Below are 22,068 nucleotides of genomic sequence, written 5' to 3'. Positions count from 1 at the left end.
TTGAAGATGTTATAATGAAGTTTAGATGAGATTAGTTATTTCCTTTTTGTTGAATATTTCGGTTTGGTTTGTGGCAAACGCCCAAGTTACTCCCACGGTTAATATTTCCGACCATAACGGAAACACAAACACTATTGAAATTGATTGTGATTATAATTTTGTTCAGAATAAAAGTATCACATTAACAGCTAATTATCCTACTATTTATCAAACGCAGGATTACGATGTGGTATCCATAACGTATGCTCCCGTAGCTCCGTTTTCAGCGGGAACGGTGGTGAAGATTGAAAGTGATTTGGGAAAAAAAGACGATGTTTTCAGTAAGGCTTTGTCGCTTCCTTTTGAATTTTGTTTCTATGGGAATCAATTTCAGGAAGTTGTGATAAGTGACAACGGTGTTGTTAGTTTTGGGGCAGGAAACAGTAACGGAGATAGCCCTTATACCATAGCTGGGCAAAATCCGAATTTGGGATTGACCAAAAATGCCATTTTCGGGGTTTATCACGATTTGCAAAATGTGGATAAAGTGCGTACACTTACACAAGGCACGGCTCCTTATCGTCAGTTCATTATTAATTATGATGATATTCCGCAGTATGGCAGTCTTCGCAGGAGTACAACTCAAATTGTGCTATATGAAACTACAGGTGTTATTGAGGTGTATGTGAAGGATAAGCCTCAGAATGATGCTACAAACATTACTGAATTCAGGAAACAAGCACTTATTGGTATTATCAACGCTGACGGAACAAAAGGCGTGACTCCTCCAAATCGCAATACAGGGATTTGGTCGGCAACGCAAGAGGCGTGGCGTTTTGTGCCTTCGGGGACTACAACTATCAATGTGGAATGGTATAATGCAGATAATCAAACATATTTAGGCTCTGGAAATACAATTACTCGAGCACCGACTATTAATACCCGATATGAGGTTCGTGTGACTTATAATTTGTGTTCGCCTATCACGGTTAAAGATGTTGTACAGGTTTCATTCTCAACAGATTTCCCCACAGCAAAAGACGTGGAACGGACATATTGTTTAGATTTGGGCAGTACGCAAATGGTTAATTTAACATCTTTCCAAACGGCAATCAATAGTGACACAACACTTACTTTTTCATATCACGAAACTGAAACACAAGCACATAATAATCAATCTCCTATAGCTAATCCGAATAATTATTCACTAACATCGGACAAAACCATTTATGTTCGTACTTTGCGAAGTGGTATCTGTTACACTGTATCTCGGATAAATCTTCGAACTAATATTCGTCCTAAAATTACAACTCCCACAACACCATTTGATTTTTGTGATGAGAGGAATGATTTGCGAGAAAATATCAATTTGAATAATGTCAACATTCCGGGAGTTAATTACTTGCATAATAGGGCTTTCTTTGAGAATTTAGCAGATGCACAAAACAACGCTAATGCCATTGTTGCGGTGAGTAACTACCAGCTGAATGTTTCCTTGCCAAACAGAGAGAAAACACTTTACGTTCGTGTGTGGAATCGAAACTTTAACGATGCATCGTGTGGGACGGTTTTCCCTATACGGTTGCGTTTAAAACCTTATGTTGAGGTTACTCCGCACGAGGCTTTAATATGTTACGTTTTGGAAGGGCAAGCGATTAATGTTGATTTAACCCAATATGTAGCCAATTTGGTTTCCGGTACTTTAACTTATAATTTGAATAATGTTAAGGCTACTTTTTACAGAAATTCAAGTTACACTAATCCTATTGCCAATCCCACAAATGCTTCGATTGTGATGAACGCTACCTTGTACGTAAAACTTGAATATCCTGACTTTTGCGAGTCACGAACTGTACTGAAACTTACCGCTGATACCGATTGCGATGGAGCTGGCGGAGGCGGTGGAGGCGGCGGTGGAGCTGGCGGCGGTGGTGGAGGACCTATACTTTGCGGTATTACATTCCCAATTAATGTAAATCTGCAAACAGATTATCTTCCGCACTATTTGCCTACTGGGCTTACACCTGCAAATGTTACAATTCTTGGGTTCTATGATGATGCAGCGATGACTTCTTCCATAGCAACTCCAACGCATTACGAACTTACTGAAGATAACACGCCCAAAACCGTATATGTCAAATATCGAATCAATGCCAATGGCACTGAAGCATCGATAAACTTTATAGTAAATGCTTCTGAAGAAGGGACTTTGCCAAAAGATACCTTTACAATTTGTGATGTACAGAACGATGGCAGGGAAGAAGTGCCATTGGTGCCGGAATATCGTAAAATACTTGAAGATTTATATCCGTTTAGCAATCCATCAGTGAGATTTTTCTTGACGAGTGTAAATCGTGGTCTTTACATAACCTCAAGCCCGAAAGACGAAAGTCTTGCAACAGAGTCCGTTGAAGTTAGCGGAACACAAACCACCACCGTTTATGCTTTGGTTTCATTGGAAGGATGTCATTATGAATATGACCTTCGTTTTCTGTTGGAAAAAATTAATGTTCCGGAAGTTCCACTTACGATATGTGATTTTAATGACGATAAACAGGAAATTGTTGATTTGGTTCGTTATAAATCAGATATTGATGCTAAACTCACAGCCGACCAACGCTCATCAACTACAACTGTAAGTTATTATTATTCAGAAAGAGATGCTCATACGGCAACGAATCCTATTGCTGATGAAACGCAAGCTCAGGTAAAAACAGGGCAAATGTCCGTTTTTGCCCGGGTGGAGTTTACGGAAGGCTGCTTCGTTATTGTTCATTTGCGATTTGGTTTTACCACAGCGGTGGATTTACCCACAGTAACAACATTGAATGTTTGTGATATTCTCAATGACGGAACTGAATCGGTGGATTTAAGCAAATCCATAAGCGGAGCCAATGCAAGTTCAACTATTAGTTTCTTCAATAATGAAGCCGCCGCCGATGCAAATGACAGTAACTTCTTATATGGGGTTTATAGCCCGTCTCAAACGGTTTCCATAACGCTTACAACAGCTTCAACCACGGTGTATGTGAGGGTTTTAGACGCGGTTACTAACTGTAAGAAGGTATTGCCTTTGTCCGTTAATCTTATTTCATTCCCCAAAATAGCAAACAATCAGGTTGCGGTTTGTGATTTTGCCAATGACGGAAAAGAGGAAGTTTTGCTTACCGAAGTTAAAGCCCAGTTGGTGGCAAATAATTCAACAACACTTGATGATAGTATGGATTTTTCTCTGTATTTTTCGCAAGCGGACGCTCTGTCGGCAACAGCCTCACAAACCACTGTTACTGCTACACAGAACTTTACGGCTTGGGTGCGTATTACTCCCGCCGGAACGGATTGTTTTTACGTGAAAGATGTTGAATTTAGTTTGGTTTCTTCTCCAAAAGTGCAAAATTTAAACAAAACAATCTGTAATAATAGTAGCCGAAATCTGTCAGGAAATACTTCTGAAACAGTTAATTTGAATGCTTACAGAGAAGAAATTATAGGAAGAACGCTAACTTTGGATGATAATTTCCGTTTCTTTACAAATGAAAACGATGCTTTGAGCGGAACTAATGAAATCGGAACGAATTATACCATTACGAGTTTTCCGATTGTTATTTATGTCCGAACAGAAAACAACACCACGAAATGTTATTCAGTTTCATCAATAACATTTAATGAGCATCCACAATTAGCAGTTTCCGACACGAGTATTGCTTTTTGTGCCGATGGGCAACTTAACGGAAACATCAATTTAACGGAATATCCTGCTAAAATGGTTTCAGACACAACGATTTACGAAGTTACCTATCACGAGTCGCACGCCAATGCAGTGAATGACATTCCAATTACTTCCGATATTACGAATTATTATGTGATTCCAACATCGGTGGTTTGGATGAAATTTGTTAGCAAAGATACGGGATGCTTTGTAATCAAGCGATTAGCAGTGTCAATTTATCCGTCGCCCAAGGTAAATCCTGTGTTTCAAAGTCGTTGTGATACTGATTTGTCTGGAACTTTTACAGAAGATTTAACACAATACGTAACGCAAATCATTACGGGTGAGCCAAATGTGGATTTGTTGTACACATTTACCTATCATACAACTTTGGTTGATGCTCAAAACGGAACAAATGCAGTGGTTTCGCCTACGGCTTACAAATTTTCGTATAACAACTTTCGACCGAATCTTTCCGCTCCGAACCAACTTCGGCATAGTGTTTTCGTGCGAGTTGTAGCCAACGGAGGTATTGGATGTGCTTCCCAATCAGTCATCAATTTTGATGCTTTTCTGAAACCTACTACCAACACCCGAACCACAACGCTCACACTTTGCGATGATAACTCAAATGACGGATTGCAAACGTTCGACTTGACCCAAGCTCAGAACGCTATTTCTACACAAACAGGAGTTGCATTTACGTTCTACCCAACATACGTTGATGCTCAAAATCAGACAAATGCAATTGCTGACCCAACTGCGTACACAAATACAAAACCATATTCCGAAACTGTCTTTGCACGATTTGGAGCAAGTGGCTTCTGTGATGATTGGGCTGCGATAAATCTTGTTGTTTATCCTTATATTCAGGCTGCTGATAGAGTGGTTAATACAGTTTGTGAATTTGACAATAACGGAAATCGAATTACAATAAATCTTCCGCAAGAAGCTGATGCAATGCTACTTACGCAACATTCGGCTCAAAGTTCAATTACGATTACATTCCACGATTCACAGGCTGATGCCGAAAACGGAAATTCGCCTATTACAAATAATCTTGCAAATTATGATTTTCCGGTAGGGCAAAAAGTGGTCTGGGTTCGTTTTACGAATATTGAAGGCTGTTCGGAAGTTCGTTCGCTTAAGCTGGAAAAAGTTGCAAATCCTGCTGTAACTGACGTGAATTTAACTCTTTGTGATGATGATGCGGATGGTGTTTATCCTCTGGATTTGAATACGTTGGATAATCAAGTTACAACTTCGGTTGGGGTGACAGTCACATATTATCAAAGTGAAAATGAAGCTCGAACAGGAACAAATTTGATGAGCAAAACAGGAGTTTACAACGTTCCTCCACATCGTTCAAGTCGTTTGTATGCCCGAATTGAAAACGCGAATGGCTGTATCAGTATTGCTAAAATTTCACTTGTGACCATTCCTTCTTTGAAAGGAAGCATTTCTATTTTAGAGAGTTGCGAAAATAATGTGGGAAGCAGTTTGGTTGCGATTTCATTTGAAAACAGATTGAATTTCGCAAACATTCGTTATGCCGTGAACAGTACGGATATTGCTCAAAGTATGGCTTTTGACCGATTTGAAGACAAAATTGGCTATATCGAAACGAGTCGTTTGCCTGAGAAAACGGCAATTTCACTCACTATTTTCTATGAAACTTGCCAATACACGCTTCCTGAAACGTTCAATATAAGTCACTTACAGCCACTTTCCGTAGTTGAGGTTCCTCAGCAGGATATCGCTTTGGTTGCGGTCGAAGCAAGTGGAGGTCGTACGCCTTATGAGTACATTTTTAACGGAAAATCCTATGATACACCAACTTACGTGATGAAATATTCCGACCCGGGATATGTTGACGCACAGGGCAGAACCGTTAAACAGGTCAATGTTGTGGTGCGTGACGCTTTGGGTTGTGAAGTTACTTTGGATATAGAAAAAGTATTCGTTGATTTTAATGTTCCGAATTTCTTTACTCCTGATAATGACGGAAATAATGACCGATGGAGCCCGAAAAATACCAAATCTTATCCACGAATGATTACACAAATATTTGACCGACACGGACGACTTATCAAAACGCTACGCGAAGGTGAATCGTGGGACGGAACTTACAACGGAACTTCACTTCCGTCAGGAGATTATTGGTATTCCATCGAAACTAACGAACCTCGTGATGGTCGTAAATTTGTAGGAAATTTCACATTGATGCGATAATTTCTTTTTCAAGAAAATTGATTTTTTTAGGACGAGAAACCTGAATCTGTTTGGGTTTTTCGTTTTTTATTGTTTCAAAAACAATCAAATGACCAACTTTATTTTTTTGTCACTTTCTTCTTTTTTATGTATTTTTGCCAACATAATTCAGTTATTAGCAAATGTTAAAACAAAATTTACAACTCAAACTTTCACAAAAACTTTCGCCTCAGCAAATTCAATTAATGAAATTGGTGCAGTTGCCTACGTTGGCTTTCGAGCAGCGTATTAAGCAAGAATTGGAGGAAAATCCGGCTCTGGAATCGGGGCGTGAGGAAGATGAATTTGATGAGTTTGCAGATGAATTTGATAATTCCACAGACGAATATAATGATAGTGAAGTGATTGATATGGAGGATATTAACATTGATGAATATCTCAGTGATGATGAAATTCCCGAGTATCGATTGCAGGCAAATAATTATAGTGATGACGATGAAGAAAAAGAAATTCCGTTCAGTGCCGAAGTGTCGTTCCATCAATCGCTTTTAAATCAGTTGAATACGTTTACACTTTCGGACGAAGATTATTTTATAGCTGAGTTTTTGGTTGGTAGCATTGACGATAGCGGTTACATTCGCCGAACAATTCAAGACTTAACCGATGACTTGGCTTTTACGCAAAATATTTATACAGAGGAAGATAAGGTAAAACAAATTCGTGAGCAGGTTATTTTCAAGTTAGACCCAGCCGGAGTAGGTGCTTTTGATTTGCAAGAATGCCTATTGGTTCAATTGCAACGAAAAAAAGCAACCCCGGCGACAAGTTTGGCTATTGAGATTATAGAAAAAGGATTTGAGCAATTTTCAAAGAAACACTATGCGAAATTACAGCAAAAATTTTCCGTGTCAGAAGATGAGCTCAAAGAGGCTATACAAGAGATAGAGAAACTTAATCCCAAACCCGGAAATTCGTACTCGGGAAGCAGTGTGCAGGTGGAACAAATCATTCCCGATTTTACAATTCGTGTGAATGACAATGATTTAGAACTTAGCCTTAACGGACGAAATGCTCCTGAATTGCACGTGTCGAAAGAATATTCCACAATGTTGGATACATATAAAAGGTCAAAAGAGAAAAGTGCTTCACAAAAAGAAGCAGTCTTTTTTATAAAACAGAAACTTGATTCTGCCAAGTGGTTCATTGATGCCATTAAGCAACGCCAACAAACGCTTTTGGTTACGATGGGAGCCATTATGGAGCATCAGCGTGAATATTTCTTGACAGGAGATGAATTGAAAATAAAGCCTTTGATTCTGAAGGATATAGCTGATAAAGTAGGGATGGATATTTCCACCATTTCTCGCGTGGCAAGCAGCAAATATGTTACAACACCTTATGGCACGAAGTTGATTAAAGATTTCTTTTCCGAATCAATGAAAAATGACCAAGGTGAGGACGTTTCAACACACGAAATAAAGCAAATTTTACAAAAAATCATCGCCACTGAAGATAAAGGCAAACCCTATCCTGATGATGAATTGGCTCAACTTCTTAAAGATGAGGGTTATCCGATTGCTCGCAGAACCGTTGCAAAATATCGTGAACAGCTGGATATTCCCGTAGCAAGACTTAGAAAGGAGTTGTAATTCTGTCTTAAAACACTCTGTTGTCAATTAGATAATTTAGTATTTCAGTAATATTATTCGTTCCTGTTTTTTCGAAAATATTTTTCCGGTGAAATTTCACAGTGTTGGGAGCTATGAATAACAATTTAGCAACTTCTTTTACATTATACCCTTGTGCAGACAGGTATATTACCTCCTTTTCTCGGTCTGATAATGTTATTTTTTGTTTTTTTTTCCAAAAGAGTTTATTCGAGTCAAATTCCCAAGCATCATTTTCATTATAAATAGAAATCTTGTTGTGTTCTCGCTTACCCGATAGCGAAAGTACACAAAGAACCTTATGTATGTGTCCTTTGTCATCTATTAGTATTGGAGTGATTTTGTGATGTATAAGAAAACTATGTATAGGTCTTTTGTTTTGTAATCTTATTGTATAACACATAGTGTAGCAACATTTATCGTGTTCTGCTGGTATTCTATCTAAAAAACTAGAAAATGCAATTTTTACTTTTTTAAACAACTCAATATCTTCTTTTTTTATGCTTTTCAAATAAAAAGAAAAGCATAAGTTACGAAATTTATCAATAGCGTCTTCACAAAAAAAAAGAGAGATTTTTGGATATGTATTCTATTTCTTTTGTTTGATAATTAAATATAACAATACTTTTGTGTGTTGTTCTATCAAATGCTTTTATAGCACCAAAATAAATGAGATTGTCCATATTTATTCCTATTTTTTGGTGCAATATTACGTATAAATATGTGATTTTTATGTTTTTTTAATTTAAAAACTATCCTAAAGGGTAGCTTTAATTTGTCTATGAGTGAATAATTTTGCGGGAGAATGATATATACTTAATTAGTGATATAAGTTAACTGTTTATGATTTTTTAATTTAACAAAAATTAGTTTTATGTAAAGAGAGTTAGAAAAATTTCAGAAAATCAATTAGTTATAGCATTTATGGCAGGTTACAATTTTTCACGATCTATTTTTTCGCTTCTGTGTGTAAATTTGATGTTCTTGAGTGGAAAAGTGGGACGGCTTTGTGTTATTGGTTTTCCGATTCTGTGTTTGAACTGAATGACACGTTGCGACCAGTTGTATAGTTGTATTTCCTTTGTTGAAAAATCCATACATTGTAACTTTTTCTACTTGGGGAGTTTTGCTTCTAGAATTGTTAATAGCAATTTCTGTATTTTTATCTTCACAAAGATACAAACAAATGATTTTCTTGGCGGCAGGGTTTTTTCATTTGTTTATTGGGGTATTTTTTGGTTTGTGGAGCTTTTACTTTGCTATGTTGGGGCTTTTGATTTATATTTTATTTAATTCTTTTGAATTTAATTATGGAACGAAAATTTTTACCAAAATTTGACCTGATTTCAACAATAATAACGATCGTTTTATCATTGGTTATTATCGTGTCTGCAAGTATTTTATTTCAGAATATGGATTTTGGAAGAGCAGTCGTGGTAGGTATTTTACTTGTAGTAACAATTGTTGTCGTTGGTTGTTTTCCTGTGTTTTATGTGGTTACGGAACAAGAAATTGTTATAAAAAGATTGTTCTCTAAGAAAATCATCAAGATAAGCAATATAAAAAATCTTTATAAAATCAAAAATACGGTTTCATATACATTTAGTACAAAGGGATTTTTCGGATATTTGGGAAAAACGATGGACGGTGCTACATCGTATTCTACAAGTTTGAAGCATAATTTGCTTATAGAAACAACTGATAATGAAAAGATTATTGTTAGTCCTTCAAATATTGAATTGTTTGAGAATGAAGTAAAGAAAAATCAACGATGAAATCTCTGTGTATTTCCGAATATATGTATGTTGTTCTGAGAAATACAATCGTTAAATAATGCTTTTCAGTAAAAACGAAAACATCATTCCAGCAAATTTGTATATTTGTGCCCTCAAAATTTTTAATTAAGGAATGACTTTTCTGAAATATGCCTTTTGGTTCATTTGGAAAATATGGTTTTACGTGCTGGTAACCACTATTATACTACTATTGGCTCCCGTTTTATTCGTTTTTACATTGCGAGAAAAATGGTATCCGCAATTTTATTGGGTGGCTCGAAATCTTTGGGCAAAACCAATTCTTTATGGGATGGGTTTCTATCCTGAAATATCTAAAAACCAATCGATTGATGAGAATGGAAGTTATGTGTTAGTTGCAAATCATACCAGCGTAACGGACGTAATGCTGATGTACGTTTGTAGCAAAAATCCATTTGTTTTTGTGGGGAAGAAGGAACTCGCCCGAACTCCCGTTTTTGGCTATTTTTACAAGAGATTTGCTATTTTGGTGGATAGGTCAAGTGCGGAAAGCAGGAAACAAGTGTATGCTTCTGCTAAAAAACGACTTAATTCAGGGCTGAGTATCTGTATTTTCCCTGAAGGAGGTGTGCCGGATGAATCTGTAATGTTGGACAAATTCAAAGACGGAGCTTTTAGCTTGGCTATTGATTTTCAGATTCCTATTGTTCCGATGACGTTTTTTGATAACAAAAGGCTTTATCCCTTCCGCTTTTTTGCCGGAAGTCCGGGGAAGATGCGTGTAAAAGTACATTCATTTGTTCCTACAAAAGGGCTCACCTTTAACGATAAAAATGCACTAAAAGAAGATGTTAGAAACACGATTCTTCAAGAATTGCAAGCAGACGCCAAATCAGTAAATAGTTTTTAGCAAATTAAAAATCCTATTAGGCAGATAATGAAATAAATAGCTATTCCTCTGGCTCCTTCGTAATCTTTTGCTAAACGTTGCCCAAACAGAAAACAAAGCAGAGTAGAGGAGGTAATAACAAGTCCGTAAAATCCGTAATAGACTGATTTTAAACTAAACACTTCAAATATCCCGATTAAAAATAAAATTGTAGAAATTACTTCGGCTACAATGACAAAAAATAGAATCAAGGTAATGTATTTCTCTAAAAAAGTTTCTGAAAGATAATTTTTGTAATAAATTACTGATTCTTTGAAGTTTATGATTTTTTCAAAAGCACTATATCCAAATGTTATAATCAGAAAAAGAAATACGAAAAGCAAGGCAAAATCCATAAAAATCAAATTATTTTGTGTGTAACAATCGTGTTAATTTTATTGATAAATCGGTGAAAATAATTTTTGCATTTCCGTTGCGTTCAACGTGAAAGAGAGCTTCTTCCAGCTGTTCGTGTATTTGTTGTATGTTATTTCCGTGAACAAACGGAGCGAATTTCTTCAGGTCAAACGTAGGGTCATTAAATTCTGAATACACCAAACTTCCTGAATTATAGTTCAGTAACAATGCTTGACGGAAAACTTCAATGCAATACATCAAAAATTGCTTTTGTTTTTCACGTCCTGTGGCTGCAATTTCTTCGCTCCATTGCAATAATCCGTGAATGGAAGATTTGTTTCCTTTGGCTCTGTAAGCGGAACGCACCCAAGTGATAAACCATTTTTCAAAAATATTTTCTTCGTCCGTTTCTTCGAAAAAACGCAAGGCTTTGTTGAAATTTCCTTGAGCCCGAACGGCTAATTTGGTTGCTTCTCCTTCGGAAATTCCTTTTTGGATAAGTCCTTGTTTTATAGCGTTTTCGCTCAAAGGCGGAAATCGTAAAATTTGGCAACGTGAACGAATAGTATCCAAGATAGAAGCCTCGTCTTCAGTTACTAACAGGAAGATGGTTTGTTGAGGCGGTTCTTCCAATAATTTTAGTAATTTGTTGGCAGATTCAGTATTCATTTTTTCTGCCATCCAGATAATCATTACCTTGTATCCGCCTTCGAAAGCTTTCAATGATAATTTTGAAGTAATATCTTTGGCTTCGTTTACTCCGATATTTCCTTGTTTATTTTCAATTCCGAGTTGTAAATACCAGTCGAAAAGGCTTCCGTAAGGTTGTTCTTTCACAAATTTTCGCCATTCGTCCAAAAAAAGCGAGCTAATTGGGTCTTTTTTTACTTTTGTGGTGATTGCCGTTGGAAAAACGAAATGCAAATCAGGATGAGATAAATTGTTGCATTTCAACAGGCAAGAGTCATTGTCTTTACATAAAATGTGAGCTGCGTACGCAATAGCCATTGGCAAAGTTCCGCATCCTTCATTCCCTACGAAAAGCTGTGCGTGCGGAATTCGTTCAGCTTCCACGCTGTCTTTCAAGTACTTTTTTATAGAATCGTATCCTAATATATTGTTAAATGTCATAAAATTCTGCTCGGTTCTTCACTTAAATCAAGCCTCAAAGGTAAGAATAATAGCTGAAAAGATAAAATTTGTGTCTTGTTTGAAATTTTTAAAGAGCTTTTGAAACGTGAAAGATAATCAAGAAGCGAAGAAATATCTTGGTTTTTACAGAAGAATTAAGAATAAAAGTGCATATTTTTTTGAAGTTCTGTCAGAAATTAGCTACATTTGTGCTTTCAAAAACAATCAAAATTAAATTTGGCGTTATGTATGGAAAAATAAAACAACATTTACAAGCTGAATTAGAAGCTATTAAAGAAGCAGGACTTTACAAAAAAGAAAGAATCATAACCTCGAAACAGGGAGCTGAAATCAAGATTTCTTCCGGTGAGGAGGTGATAAATTTCTGTGCGAATAACTATTTGGGGCTTTCTGCTCATCCTGAGGTAATTCAGGCGGCAAAAGATACGCTTGATACACACGGTTTTGGAATGTCATCGGTTCGTTTCATTTGCGGAACGCAGGATATTCATAAGGAATTAGAGAAAAAAATCGCTGACTTTTATGGTACTGAAGATACAATACTGTACGCGGCGGCTTTTGATGCAAACGGAGGGGTTTTTGAACCGCTTTTTACTGATGAAGATGCAATTATCTCTGATTCATTGAATCACGCTTCTATCATTGATGGAGTCCGACTCTGTAAAGCAAAGCGTTTTCGTTATGAAAACAGCAATATGGTAGATTTGGAAGAGAAACTAAAAGAAGCTGATGCTGCGGGAGCTCGTTTTAAAATAATTGTCACGGATGGTGTTTTTTCAATGGACGGATTAGTCGCTCCGCTTGATAAAATCTGTGATTTAGCTGAAAAATATGATGCTATGGTAATGGTAGATGAGTGCCACGCAGCAGGTTTTATCGGTGCCACAGGAAAAGGAACGCTCGAAGCTAAAAAAGTAATGGGGCGTGTTGATATCGTTACAGGTACTTTAGGAAAAGCTCTTGGAGGTGCGATGGGAGGCTATACAACAGGTAAAAAAGAAATTATTGAAATGTTGCGTCAGCGTTCACGTCCGTATTTGTTCTCAAACTCGTTAGCTCCTGCTATTGTTGGGGCTTCTATAAAGGTTTTTGACTTGATATCGAAAGATACTTCGCTTCGTGATAAATTAGAATGGAATGCTGAGTATTTCAAAAAAGGAATGAAAGCAGCTGGTTTTGATATTATTGAGGGTGATAGTGCAATTGTTCCGGTAATGCTTTATGATGCTAAAGTGTCGCAAATAATGGCAGATAAGCTCCTTGAAAAGGGAATTTACGTTATAGGTTTCTTCTATCCTGTTGTTCCTAAGGGGAAAGCTCGCATTCGTGTTCAATTGTCGGCTGCACACTCTAAAGAGCACTTAGACAAGGCAATACGAGCGTTTACCGAAGTGGGTAAGGAGTTGGGAGTTATTAAGTGAAGTTAAAAAAGTAAAAAAAAAGAAGGGGATTTTGTAAATATATCAAAATAATATTTATATTTGTCCCAAAAATAAAGTAGTAATCAAAATTCATTTTTAAGTATGAAGAAAATCAAAGTAACTTTTATTGCTTTGGCTTCAGCTCTTACAGTTGGAGCTTATGCACAGGATGCAAATAATCCTTGGAAGATAGGATTTGGAGTTAACTCTGTTGACGTCCGTACACCAAGCGAGGGGTTTGGTGAACTTATGAAAGACTGGGCAGGACCTAGCGACCTTAACATTCTTCCGGCTGTTTCTCGCCTTTCTGTAGGTAGATATATCGGAAGCGGTTTCTCTGCTGAACTTTCAGGGTCTTTAAACAAAATTGAAAAAGGCTATGGGTACACTGATGGTGTAGCAAAAGTAGACCAATCTTTCTGGGGAGTTGATTTAAGAGCTAAATATCACTTAAATTCTCTTTGGACAGGTGCAAGATGGTTTGATCCGTACCTACAATTAGGTGGAGGATATGCAGCTATCGAAGATGAAGGAAAATTCAGAGCCTTAGGAGGTGGAGGATTAAACTTCTGGTTTACAGAAAATATCGGTTTGAACTTACAAACTGCGTTTAATTCTGCTTTCCAAAAAGATCAGAAAAACCACGATTTCTTCCAACACTCAGTAGGTGTAGCTATCAAATTTGGTGGCAAAGACACTGACGGAGATGGAGTTTTCGATAAAGACGATGAGTGCCCAGAAGTTGCTGGTTTAAAAGAATTCAACGGATGTCCTGATACAGACGGAGACGGAATCGCTGATAAAAACGATGCTTGTCCTGAAGAAGCAGGTTTGAAAGAATTCAACGGATGTCCTGACACAGACGGAGACGGAATCGCTGACAAAGATGATGCTTGTCCTGAAGTAGCCGGTCCAAAAGAACTTAACGGATGTCCTGATACAGACGGAGACGGTGTTGCTGATAAAGATGACAAATGTCCTGAAGTAGCTGGTCCAAAAGAAAATGCAGGATGCCCTTGGCCAGATACAGACAAAGATGGTGTTCTTGACAAAGATGATGAGTGTCCTGAAGTAGCTGGTCCAGCTTCTAACAAAGGTTGTCCTGAAGTTACTGAGGAAGTTCAAAAAACTTTGAATGAGTACGCTAAAACTATCTTGTTCGATACAGGTAAAGCTACAATCAAACCTCAATCAGCTGCAGTATTGGAGCAAATCGTTAGTGTGTTAAATCAGTATCCTAACTCTAGATTTACTATCGAAGGACACACTGACAGCACAGGAAACAAAGCTAAAAACCTTACACTTTCACAAGAAAGAGCTGATTCAGTAAGACTTTACTTAGTTCAAAGAGGTGTTTCTGACACTCGTTTATCTGCAAAAGGATATGGAGTTGAGAAACCAATTGCAAGTAACAAAAATGCAAAAGGAAGAGCTTTGAACCGTCGTGTTGAAATCAACTTGGTAAAATAATTTTATCAGATAAAGAAATTTAGATGAAAATAAAAGAGGTCACCACAAGGGCGACCTCTTTTATTTTTCTACGATGATGAAAATAAAATATTTAGCGTTTTTTTAACTTCTCGAGAAATTATTCTATAAGTAGATGATAATTAGGGTTTTGTTGTGGGATAATTCTTGAAGAAGCCTTTCGTCTATTTCCAAATACAGATGTAAAAAATTGGTTTACAAAACAAAAATCCATAAATTTGGGCGTTAAAAACATTTCTTTATGAAACAAACAATTTTTTCAATTTCTTTTTTCTTGTTCTTTACTCAGATTTTGCTTGGGCAAGAAACAGAAATCCACACAAATTCTTCAGCCAATTTTGAGAAGGCAATGTCTTTGTACAATCGGAAAATGTACAAACCTGCACAGCATTTGTTCAGAACGGAGCAGACCGCATCACTTGATGAAGAAAAACGAATAAAATCTCAGTATTATGTTGCTTCAATTGCAGCTATTTTAGGTGAAACGGGGGCAGATGTTCTGATGAAAAAGTTTATTGAACAACATCCTGAATCTCCATTAAGTACGGGAGCTTTTATGCGAATGGCTGATTATTATTTTCAAAAAGGAAATTATAAAGAGGCTTTGGTTTGGTACAAGCAGGTGAATGATGCAAGTGTAAGTAGGGAGGAAAGAACCAAGTTCTACTTCCAGAAGGGATATTCTTTGTTTACCACTGGCAATCGGAAAGAATCTGAAAAGTATTTGAATTTGGTGAAAAACACCAAAGAATACGGAGCAGATGCAAATTATTATTTAGGATATATTGCCTATGACTCAGACGATTATAAAAAGGCGGAAAGCTACTTTGAAAAAGTACAAGGAGATGAAAGCCTTGACAAAAATGTTTCATATTTTCAGGCAAATATGAAGTTTAAACAAGGACATTTTGAAGAAGCTATCCGTGAAGGACTTAAACAAAAAGACAAAAATAAAAACGCACAGGAGCTTTCGGAACTTAATAAAATTATAGGCGAAAGTTACTTTAATTTAGAAAAATACAATCAGGCAATTCCTTATTTGAAAGAGTACAAAGGAAAAAGAGGAAAATTCTCAAATACAGACTTTTACTACTTGGGATATGCGTATTATAAAAATAAAGATTATACAAATGCCATTGAGCAATTTAACCAAATTATAAGTGGAAATGACGCAGTAGCTCAGAATGCATATTATCATTTGGCTGAATGTTATCTGAATACAGGGCAAAAACAACAAGCCTTGAATGCTTTCCGTAATGCGTATCAGATGAATTTTGATGCTCAAATAAAGAAAGATGCACATTTGAATTACGCTCGTTTAAGTTACGAAATTGGAAATCCGTATGAGAGTGTTCCAGCCGTATTGCTTTCTTATTCAAAGACATATCCTAATGATAAAAAAGAAGAAATTCAATCGTTATTGATTGATTCTTATATTTCTTCAGGAAATTATCAAGCGGCTATTAATTTGTTAGAAAAATCAACAGACTCTAAAGATCAAGAGGTTTACAGAAAAGTGTCTTTCTACCGAGGATTAGAATTATTCAATGAAATTCAATATGAAGAGGCACTCAAATATTTGCAGAAATCTACCGAAAGTTCAGATGCAAATATCTCAGTAAGAGCCTTGTACTGGTTGGGAGAGACTTCATATCTGTTGAAAGATTTTCAAAATGCTAAAAAATATTACACACAATTTTTAAATAAGCCAAATTCTTCAAAAACAAGCGAATATAAAAATATTTATTACAGCTTGGCATATGCTGATTTCAACTTGAAAGATTACAAATCGGCTATTGAAAATTTTGAAAGATATTTGAAAGAAAATCCGAAATCGAATGCTTGGACAAATGATGCTTTGTTGCGTTTGGCAGATTCTTATTTCGTTGAAGGGAAGTATTGGCCTGCAATGGAAAGATACAACAAACTTATTGCAAGTAACACATCAGATGAGGATTACGCTGCTTATCAGAAAGCAATAAGCTACGGATTTGTTGATAGAGCTTCTAAAAAAATAGAGGAATTGGAGAAATTCGTCAAAAAATATAAAAGTTCGAATCTTCGTCCTAATGCGTTATTTGAATTAGGAAATACATACGTTTCGGAAGGAAATACAGCAAAAGGAGTACAATATTACAAACAAATTCAAACAGAATACAAAGGTAACAATTTTGTGCCTCGAGCAATGTTGCGTGAAGGATTGGTTTATTATAATAAAAATCAGAACCAGAATGCTTTACAGGTTTTCAAAACCATAGCCAGAGATTATCCAAAAACGAACGAATCGGCTCAGGCGGTGGCTACAGCCAAGCTGATTTATATCGATATGGGGAAAGTGAGCGAATACGCTTCTTGGGCGAAAGGACTTGGTTATGTGGAGGTTTCTGATTTGGAATTGGAAAGTGCAACTTATGAGGCTGCCGAACGTCAGTATATCCAACAGAATGAAAAAGAAGCAATTGAAGGTTTCGAGAAATACATCAAAGAGTTTCCTAACGGAATGCGCCATACTAACGCACAGTTTTATTTGGCTCAATTGTATTATGCTTCAAATCAGAAATCTAAAGCAGTTTCTCTGTACGAAAGTGTTATCAAAAGCGGAGCTAACGAGTTTACAGAGCAATCTTTAACGAAACTTACGCAAATTCTGCTTGATGCAGGAAGTTATTTGAAAGCCAAACCTTATTTGGAAGAATTGGAGAAAACCGCTACTATCGCTCAAAATAAAGTATATGCACAATCCAACTTGATGCGAGTTTGCTACAATGAAAAATTATATGACAAAGCTATCGAATATGCTAATAAAGTGCTGACGGAGAAAACAATAGATACACGAATTAAGAATGATGCTTACAATGTTTTGGCTCGTTCGCATATTCAGTTAGGAAATGAATTGGAAGCGAGAAAAGCTTATCAGGAAGTAGCGAAAACAGCCACAGGAAGTTTGGCTGCCGAAGCGATGTACTACGATGCGTACTTCAAGCACAAGGACGGAAAATTCAAACAATCAAATGAAGTTATTCAGAAGTTGGCAAAAGACTACGGAGGTTATAAAGAGTTTGCAGCCAAAGGTTTAGTGGTAATGGCGAAAAACTTCTACGGATTAAAAGATTCGTACCAAGCAACGTATATTCTTGAAAGTGTGATTAATAACTTTAAAGATTATCCTGATGTGGTTACTGAAGCTAAAAAAGAGCTTGAAATGGTAAAAGCCGAAGCAGCAAAAAGTAACTCTTCAGTTAAAATGTAATTTATAACCAAAAAATGACAAAGATGAATAGAAATATATTACAGTTTAAAGTATTGTTAATCATTCTTTTAGTGTCTTCTTCAATATCGACGGCACAAAATAAAAAAGATAGTTTAACAACCAAAGTGATTGATGTGGTGAAATCCTACGCACCAACCATTGCAGATGCTTACAAAAAAAGAGAAGATGCAAACATCAAAAAAGATTCCTTGGCTTTGACTAAGAAGCAAATTACCTACTCAATTTATTCAGTTCCAGTGGCATCTACTTTCGTTCCAGAAAAAGGAAAGGCTACAACGATGAAAAAAACTATCAAAAGGGAATATTATCCGGATTCGTATGTGGGAGGAGCTTTCGGTAATTTGAATACATTGTACGGCGATGCTTCAATCAATTTTCCTGTTACTGACGAAAGTAATTTTGCTTTTTTGTTCAATCATTTGTCTTCTAACGGAGAGGTAAAAGATGTTATTTTGGACAATAATTATGCAAAAACTACGGCAGGTTTGCGTTATGATTATCTGGATAAGGACGTAAATTGGGGAGTTAATGCTGATTTTGGAAGACGTGCTTATAACTTTTACGGAGTTCAGAAGGATTTGTATACGGAAGACCAGCTCAAGCAGTTATCAAGCTTGAAACAAGTGTATATCGATTACGGATTAGGCGGATACGCAAAGCTTTCCGATTCTTATTTTGAAGGGGTAGATGTTTCATTTAGAGGTCTTTCTGATAAATTTAATACCAGTGAAATGAATCTCAGGTTAGCTCCGTCATTTCAACTGCCTATCAGCAAGGGAGAACATAAAATTCACTTGAATCTTCTTTTGGATTATTACTCAGGCACTTTTGAAAGAGGATACTTAACAACTGCCGAGCAAAAAAACAAATGGTTATTGATGGGAGTAAATCCGTCATATCACTTCACTACTAATGAGTTGGAGTTGAAATTAGGAGCTACGGTAGCCTATGCGGGAGCCAACCCAACGCAAGAAAGTAATTTCAAAGCCTTTCCTGATGTGGAAGTATTGTACAAATTTTCGGGAGGAAATACGATTCTGCACGGGGCTATTCGCGGGATGTTTCAGCAAAATACATTTGAGAAGTTAACGAAAGTTAATCCGTATTTGGCTCCAACACAGGTGATTAATCCTACAAATGTTAATGTAGATATTTCTGCTTCTATCAAAGGAGAATTAGCAACAGGATTGTACTATAAATTGCAGGGAATTTATAAGCAATATGAAAATCTTCCGTTATTTACAAGCAATTCGGAGGTGGGAACAGCTTCATTAACATTGGCTTATCAGCATAATAATTCGTTCAAATTAGTGTATGATGAGGTAAAAGAATTCGGATTTTTGGCAGAAATAGGCGGAAATATCAACGATGTCTTTTTCTTTGATTTGGAAGGAAGGATTAATGGATATTCAGCTAAAAATCAGGAAGAAGCGTGGAACTTGCCTCGAACAAGAGTTTCCTTGTTTACGGACGTGAAAATTACGGAAGGGCTTTTTGCAGGGGTCGATTTATTTTATGTGGGAGACCGATATGAAATGGATTACGTTTCCTCATTAATCACATTACCGAGCAAATTAAAATTGGACGGATACTTTGACCTGAACCTACACGCAGACTATACAATTAACAAAAAATGGATGATTTTTGCAAAAGCAAATAATTTAACATCAAATAGTTATAATCGTTGGGCGTATTATCCTGTTCAAGGACTTCAGATATTTGCCGGAGTGAAGTATTTATTTGGTTTGAGTAAAAAATCAAAGTAAAATCAAAAAAATGTCATTTTTAATTTTTTGAGTAAAAAAAGTTTCTATTTTTGCCGAAAAAATTAATTACAGATGAATGCACTAGAATTACAAAAAATGTTGGATGACCATTGTAAGGAAATGAAGGACAATATGCCGGGTTTCTTGTTTTATGGTATTTTGAGTACCTCAGATGGTACTACACTTTCTAAAGCCCAAGTTGAAGACAATCCGTTGGCAGATAACATTGAAAGTGGGTCAGCGTTTCATTTAACCATTCTGAATCAAGTAAAAATGGTGGTTGATAGTAATGCAGAAGCCAATTTGGAAATTGATGATATCATCATCGAAACTAATAAAATAGTGTTTATTATTATGGTTTCAGCCTTAGGTAAATTTTTCTCGGTTACTGCACTTGAGCGTGAACACTCAAATTTGGGGATAACGCGGGCATTACTTTATCGTTGTAAGGCAGAGTTCGGAACAATGTTGGACGATTACTTTGATTAGACAGTATTTGTCTGATTTAGGGGTAAAAGCCTATAGTTTTGTTGTAGATTGCTAATTTTTGGAGGGATATTATGAAGAGTTTGAAGATTTTGTTGGTTGATGACGAGCCTGATGTTTTGGAAATTGTAGGATACAATTTGGAAAGAGAGGGTTTTCGCGTATTTACGGCAAAAAACGGATTGGAAGCAGTCAAAAAGGCGGAAAAAGAGCAACCTCACCTTATCATTATGGATGTGATGATGCCAGAGATGGACGGAATAGAGGCTTGTGAGCGTATCCGCAAGCAACCTGAATTATCAAAAACCGTAATTGCTTTTTTGACAGCTAGAGGCGAAGATTATTCTCAACTTGCTGGTTTTGAAGCAGGAGCTGATGATTACATAACAAAACCAATAAAACCTAAAGTACTTGTAAGCAAGGTAAAAGCCTTGTTGCGTCGCTTTAATACTGATGAGGAAAACGGCTCAATCCTGAAAATAAATAATCTTGTTATTAATAGGGATGAATACAAGGTAACTTATAAAGAGGAAGAAATGGTTTTACCGCGTAAAGAATTTGAACTTTTGTGGTTATTAGCCTCACAACCGGGGAAAGTCTTTAAACGAGAAGATATTTTAGATAAAGTTTGGGGTAGTGAAGTAGTTGTTGGGGACAGAACAATTGATGTTCATATCCGCAAGCTGCGAGAGAAGATAGGAGATGATTACTTCAAAACAGTTAAAGGTGTGGGTTACAAGTTTGTAGCATAATTAATAGGATTTTAAATTGGGGATTAGTGAAAAGAGCTAATCCCCTATCTTTTTTAGAATATGTGGAAATTAAAAAAATCGTACCGATTTGCGTTAAGGTCATCTTTCTTTGTTACAATTTTTTCCGTCTTTTTGCTCGGAATTGTAATTTTTGTATTTAAAAATATTCCCGTTTGGATTGTAATTCCTTATGCTTTAACCTTGTACGTGATTTGCTTTTTCATATTGCAGTACCGTGTGGAAAAATTTATGTACAAGCGAATTAAGAGAATATACCAAGACGTTTCTCTTCTGGAAAGTTCCAATATCGGAAATAAGCCTATTACCGCAGATGTCGCTTCCTTAAGTAAAGAAATTAACAGATTTGCACGTAGGAAAAAACTTGAAATAGAGAGCCTTAAAGTTCAGGAAAAATATCGGAAAGAATATATAGGAAATATTTCGCACGAGCTAAATACGCCTCTTTTCACGGTACAGAGTTACATTTTGACTCTTTTGGAAGGAGCTGTGGAAGACAAATCCATACGGAAAAAGTATCTTTCGCGTGCTGCAAAGGGAGTTGAACGCTTGATTTATGTGGTTAAGGATTTGGAAATGATTTCAAAATTAGAAACAGGAAAGCTCAACCTTGATTTTGAAGAGTTTGATATTGTTGAACTTATCCAAAACGTATTTGAAATGCTGGAAATGCGTGCCGCCAAAAGAGAAATTTCACTTATTTTTGATAAAAAATATCCCCCGATGTATGTATATGCCGACCGTGAACGAATACAGCAAGTGGCTGCAAATCTGGTAGTTAATTCTATTAAATATGGGAAATACAACGGAACAACGGAAGTGAGTATTGAAGTTTTGCCAAAGCGAAAACTAATGGTACGCATTATGGACAATGGAGAAGGCGTTACGGAAGAGAATTTGTCGCGTTTGTTCGAGCGTTTTTACCGTGTTGATAAAAGCGGAAGCCGTAAAGAGGGTGGCTCGGGATTAGGGCTTTCCATTGTAAAGCACATCATTGAGGCTCACAAACAGAAAGTTTATGCGGATAGCGTTTACGGTGTAGGCTCTGAATTTTCTTTTACGCTGGATATGCCCAAAAATGAAAAGCAATAACAAAACCGCTTGATTGC

Annotated in this window: 14 protein-coding genes; 11 read left to right on the top strand and 3 right to left on the bottom strand. The window is 36.5% G+C overall.

Annotated features, from left to right (window positions below; genetic code table 11):
- The first annotated feature begins 25 nt into the window (after window positions 1–25).
- Together CGC58_RS04530 and rpoN are read left to right on the top strand one after the other, a co-directional pair.
- On the top strand, window positions 26–5,920 hold the full coding sequence (locus tag CGC58_RS04530) for a T9SS type B sorting domain-containing protein (protein WP_095895361.1): 5,895 nt from the start codon (window positions 26–28) through the stop codon (window positions 5,918–5,920).
- A 161-nt stretch (window positions 5,921–6,081) separates the two neighbouring features.
- Window positions 6,082–7,548 carry an RNA polymerase factor sigma-54 gene (gene rpoN / locus CGC58_RS04525; RefSeq protein WP_095895359.1) on the top strand — a complete coding sequence of 489 codons (1,467 nt, stop codon included), beginning with the start codon at window positions 6,082–6,084 and terminating at the stop codon, window positions 7,546–7,548.
- A 7-nt stretch (window positions 7,549–7,555) separates the two neighbouring features.
- On the opposite strand, the gene CGC58_RS04520 is transcribed toward rpoN, so the two are convergent.
- Window positions 7,556–8,077 (bottom strand): response regulator transcription factor, encoded by a 522-nt coding sequence (locus tag CGC58_RS04520; RefSeq protein ID WP_095895357.1) that lies wholly within the window; start codon window positions 8,075–8,077, stop codon window positions 7,556–7,558.
- A 799-nt stretch (window positions 8,078–8,876) separates the two neighbouring features.
- Here CGC58_RS04520 and CGC58_RS04510 point away from each other — a divergent pair.
- Window positions 8,877–9,341: a PH domain-containing protein gene (locus tag CGC58_RS04510; protein ID WP_095895354.1), complete on the top strand. Its 465-nt coding sequence runs from the start codon at window positions 8,877–8,879 to the stop codon at window positions 9,339–9,341.
- Between the two features lie 133 nt (window positions 9,342–9,474).
- A complete protein-coding gene (locus CGC58_RS04505; RefSeq protein ID WP_095895352.1) occupies window positions 9,475–10,230 on the top strand; it encodes a lysophospholipid acyltransferase family protein in 756 nt (251 codons plus the stop codon).
- On the opposite strand, the gene CGC58_RS04500 is transcribed toward CGC58_RS04505, so the two are convergent.
- Window positions 10,227–10,604: a hypothetical protein gene (locus tag CGC58_RS04500; RefSeq protein WP_095895351.1), complete on the bottom strand. Its 378-nt coding sequence runs from the start codon at window positions 10,602–10,604 to the stop codon at window positions 10,227–10,229. The two genes, CGC58_RS04505 and CGC58_RS04500, sit on opposite strands and share 4 nt — an antisense overlap.
- A gap of 10 nt (window positions 10,605–10,614) precedes the next feature.
- Entirely contained in the window at window positions 10,615–11,736 is a 1,122-nt protein-coding gene (locus CGC58_RS04495; protein ID WP_095895349.1) for a DNA polymerase III subunit, read from the bottom strand.
- A gap of 245 nt (window positions 11,737–11,981) precedes the next feature.
- On the opposite strand from CGC58_RS04495, the gene kbl reads away from it, so the two are divergent.
- The 7 genes from kbl to CGC58_RS04460 all read left to right on the top strand — a co-directional run bounded on the left by kbl (window position 11,982) and on the right by CGC58_RS04460 (window position 22,051).
- Entirely contained in the window at window positions 11,982–13,178 is a 1,197-nt protein-coding gene (kbl, locus tag CGC58_RS04490) for a glycine C-acetyltransferase (protein WP_095897114.1), read from the top strand.
- Between the two features lie 102 nt (window positions 13,179–13,280).
- On the top strand, window positions 13,281–14,648 hold the full coding sequence (locus tag CGC58_RS04485) for an OmpA family protein (RefSeq protein WP_095895348.1): 1,368 nt from the start codon (window positions 13,281–13,283) through the stop codon (window positions 14,646–14,648).
- Between the two features lie 259 nt (window positions 14,649–14,907).
- Window positions 14,908–17,916: a tetratricopeptide repeat protein gene (locus CGC58_RS04480; RefSeq protein ID WP_095895346.1), complete on the top strand. Its 3,009-nt coding sequence runs from the start codon at window positions 14,908–14,910 to the stop codon at window positions 17,914–17,916.
- 23 nt (window positions 17,917–17,939) lie between these two features.
- Window positions 17,940–19,703, top strand: coding sequence for a TonB-dependent receptor (locus CGC58_RS04475; RefSeq protein ID WP_095895345.1), 1,764 nt, complete (start codon window positions 17,940–17,942; stop codon window positions 19,701–19,703).
- A gap of 72 nt (window positions 19,704–19,775) precedes the next feature.
- Entirely contained in the window at window positions 19,776–20,192 is a 417-nt protein-coding gene (locus CGC58_RS04470; RefSeq protein WP_095895343.1) for a hypothetical protein, read from the top strand.
- Between the two features lie 71 nt (window positions 20,193–20,263).
- Window positions 20,264–20,941, top strand: a complete 678-nt coding sequence (locus CGC58_RS04465) for a response regulator transcription factor (RefSeq protein WP_095895341.1) — start codon at window positions 20,264–20,266, stop codon at window positions 20,939–20,941.
- A 60-nt stretch (window positions 20,942–21,001) separates the two neighbouring features.
- Window positions 21,002–22,051, top strand: coding sequence for a sensor histidine kinase (locus tag CGC58_RS04460; protein ID WP_095895339.1), 1,050 nt, complete (start codon window positions 21,002–21,004; stop codon window positions 22,049–22,051).
- Window positions 22,052–22,068: the final 17 nt, after the last annotated feature.

The sequence above is a fragment of the Capnocytophaga stomatis genome, assembly GCF_002302635.1.
GTDB lineage: Bacteria > Bacteroidota > Bacteroidia > Flavobacteriales > Flavobacteriaceae > Capnocytophaga > Capnocytophaga stomatis.
This window is presented reverse-complemented; position numbering and strand designations above follow the sequence as displayed.

What these genes read in the sequence shown, in the direction of transcription:
- CGC58_RS04465 (WP_095895341.1), top strand. Translation starts at nt 20,264, where the DNA reads ATGAAGAGTTTGAAGATTTTGTTGGTTGATGACGAGCCTGATGTTTTG.
- CGC58_RS04470 (WP_095895343.1), top strand. Translation starts at nt 19,776, where the DNA reads ATGAATGCACTAGAATTACAAAAAATGTTGGATGACCATTGTAAGGAA.
- CGC58_RS04480 (WP_095895346.1), top strand. Translation starts at nt 14,908, where the DNA reads ATGAAACAAACAATTTTTTCAATTTCTTTTTTCTTGTTCTTTACTCAG.
- rpoN (WP_095895359.1), top strand. Translation starts at nt 6,082, where the DNA reads ATGTTAAAACAAAATTTACAACTCAAACTTTCACAAAAACTTTCGCCT.
- CGC58_RS04460 (WP_095895339.1), top strand. Translation starts at nt 21,002, where the DNA reads ATGTGGAAATTAAAAAAATCGTACCGATTTGCGTTAAGGTCATCTTTC.
- CGC58_RS04485 (WP_095895348.1), top strand. Translation starts at nt 13,281, where the DNA reads ATGAAGAAAATCAAAGTAACTTTTATTGCTTTGGCTTCAGCTCTTACA.
- CGC58_RS04505 (WP_095895352.1), top strand. Translation starts at nt 9,475, where the DNA reads ATGACTTTTCTGAAATATGCCTTTTGGTTCATTTGGAAAATATGGTTT.
- CGC58_RS04475 (WP_095895345.1), top strand. Translation starts at nt 17,940, where the DNA reads ATGAATAGAAATATATTACAGTTTAAAGTATTGTTAATCATTCTTTTA.
- CGC58_RS04530 (WP_095895361.1), top strand. Translation starts at nt 26, where the DNA reads ATGAGATTAGTTATTTCCTTTTTGTTGAATATTTCGGTTTGGTTTGTG.
- CGC58_RS04500 (WP_095895351.1), bottom strand. Translation starts at nt 10,604, where the DNA reads ATGGATTTTGCCTTGCTTTTCGTATTTCTTTTTCTGATTATAACATTT.
- kbl (WP_095897114.1), top strand. Translation starts at nt 11,982, where the DNA reads ATGTATGGAAAAATAAAACAACATTTACAAGCTGAATTAGAAGCTATT.
- CGC58_RS04510 (WP_095895354.1), top strand. Translation starts at nt 8,877, where the DNA reads ATGGAACGAAAATTTTTACCAAAATTTGACCTGATTTCAACAATAATA.
- CGC58_RS04495 (WP_095895349.1), bottom strand. Translation starts at nt 11,736, where the DNA reads ATGACATTTAACAATATATTAGGATACGATTCTATAAAAAAGTACTTG.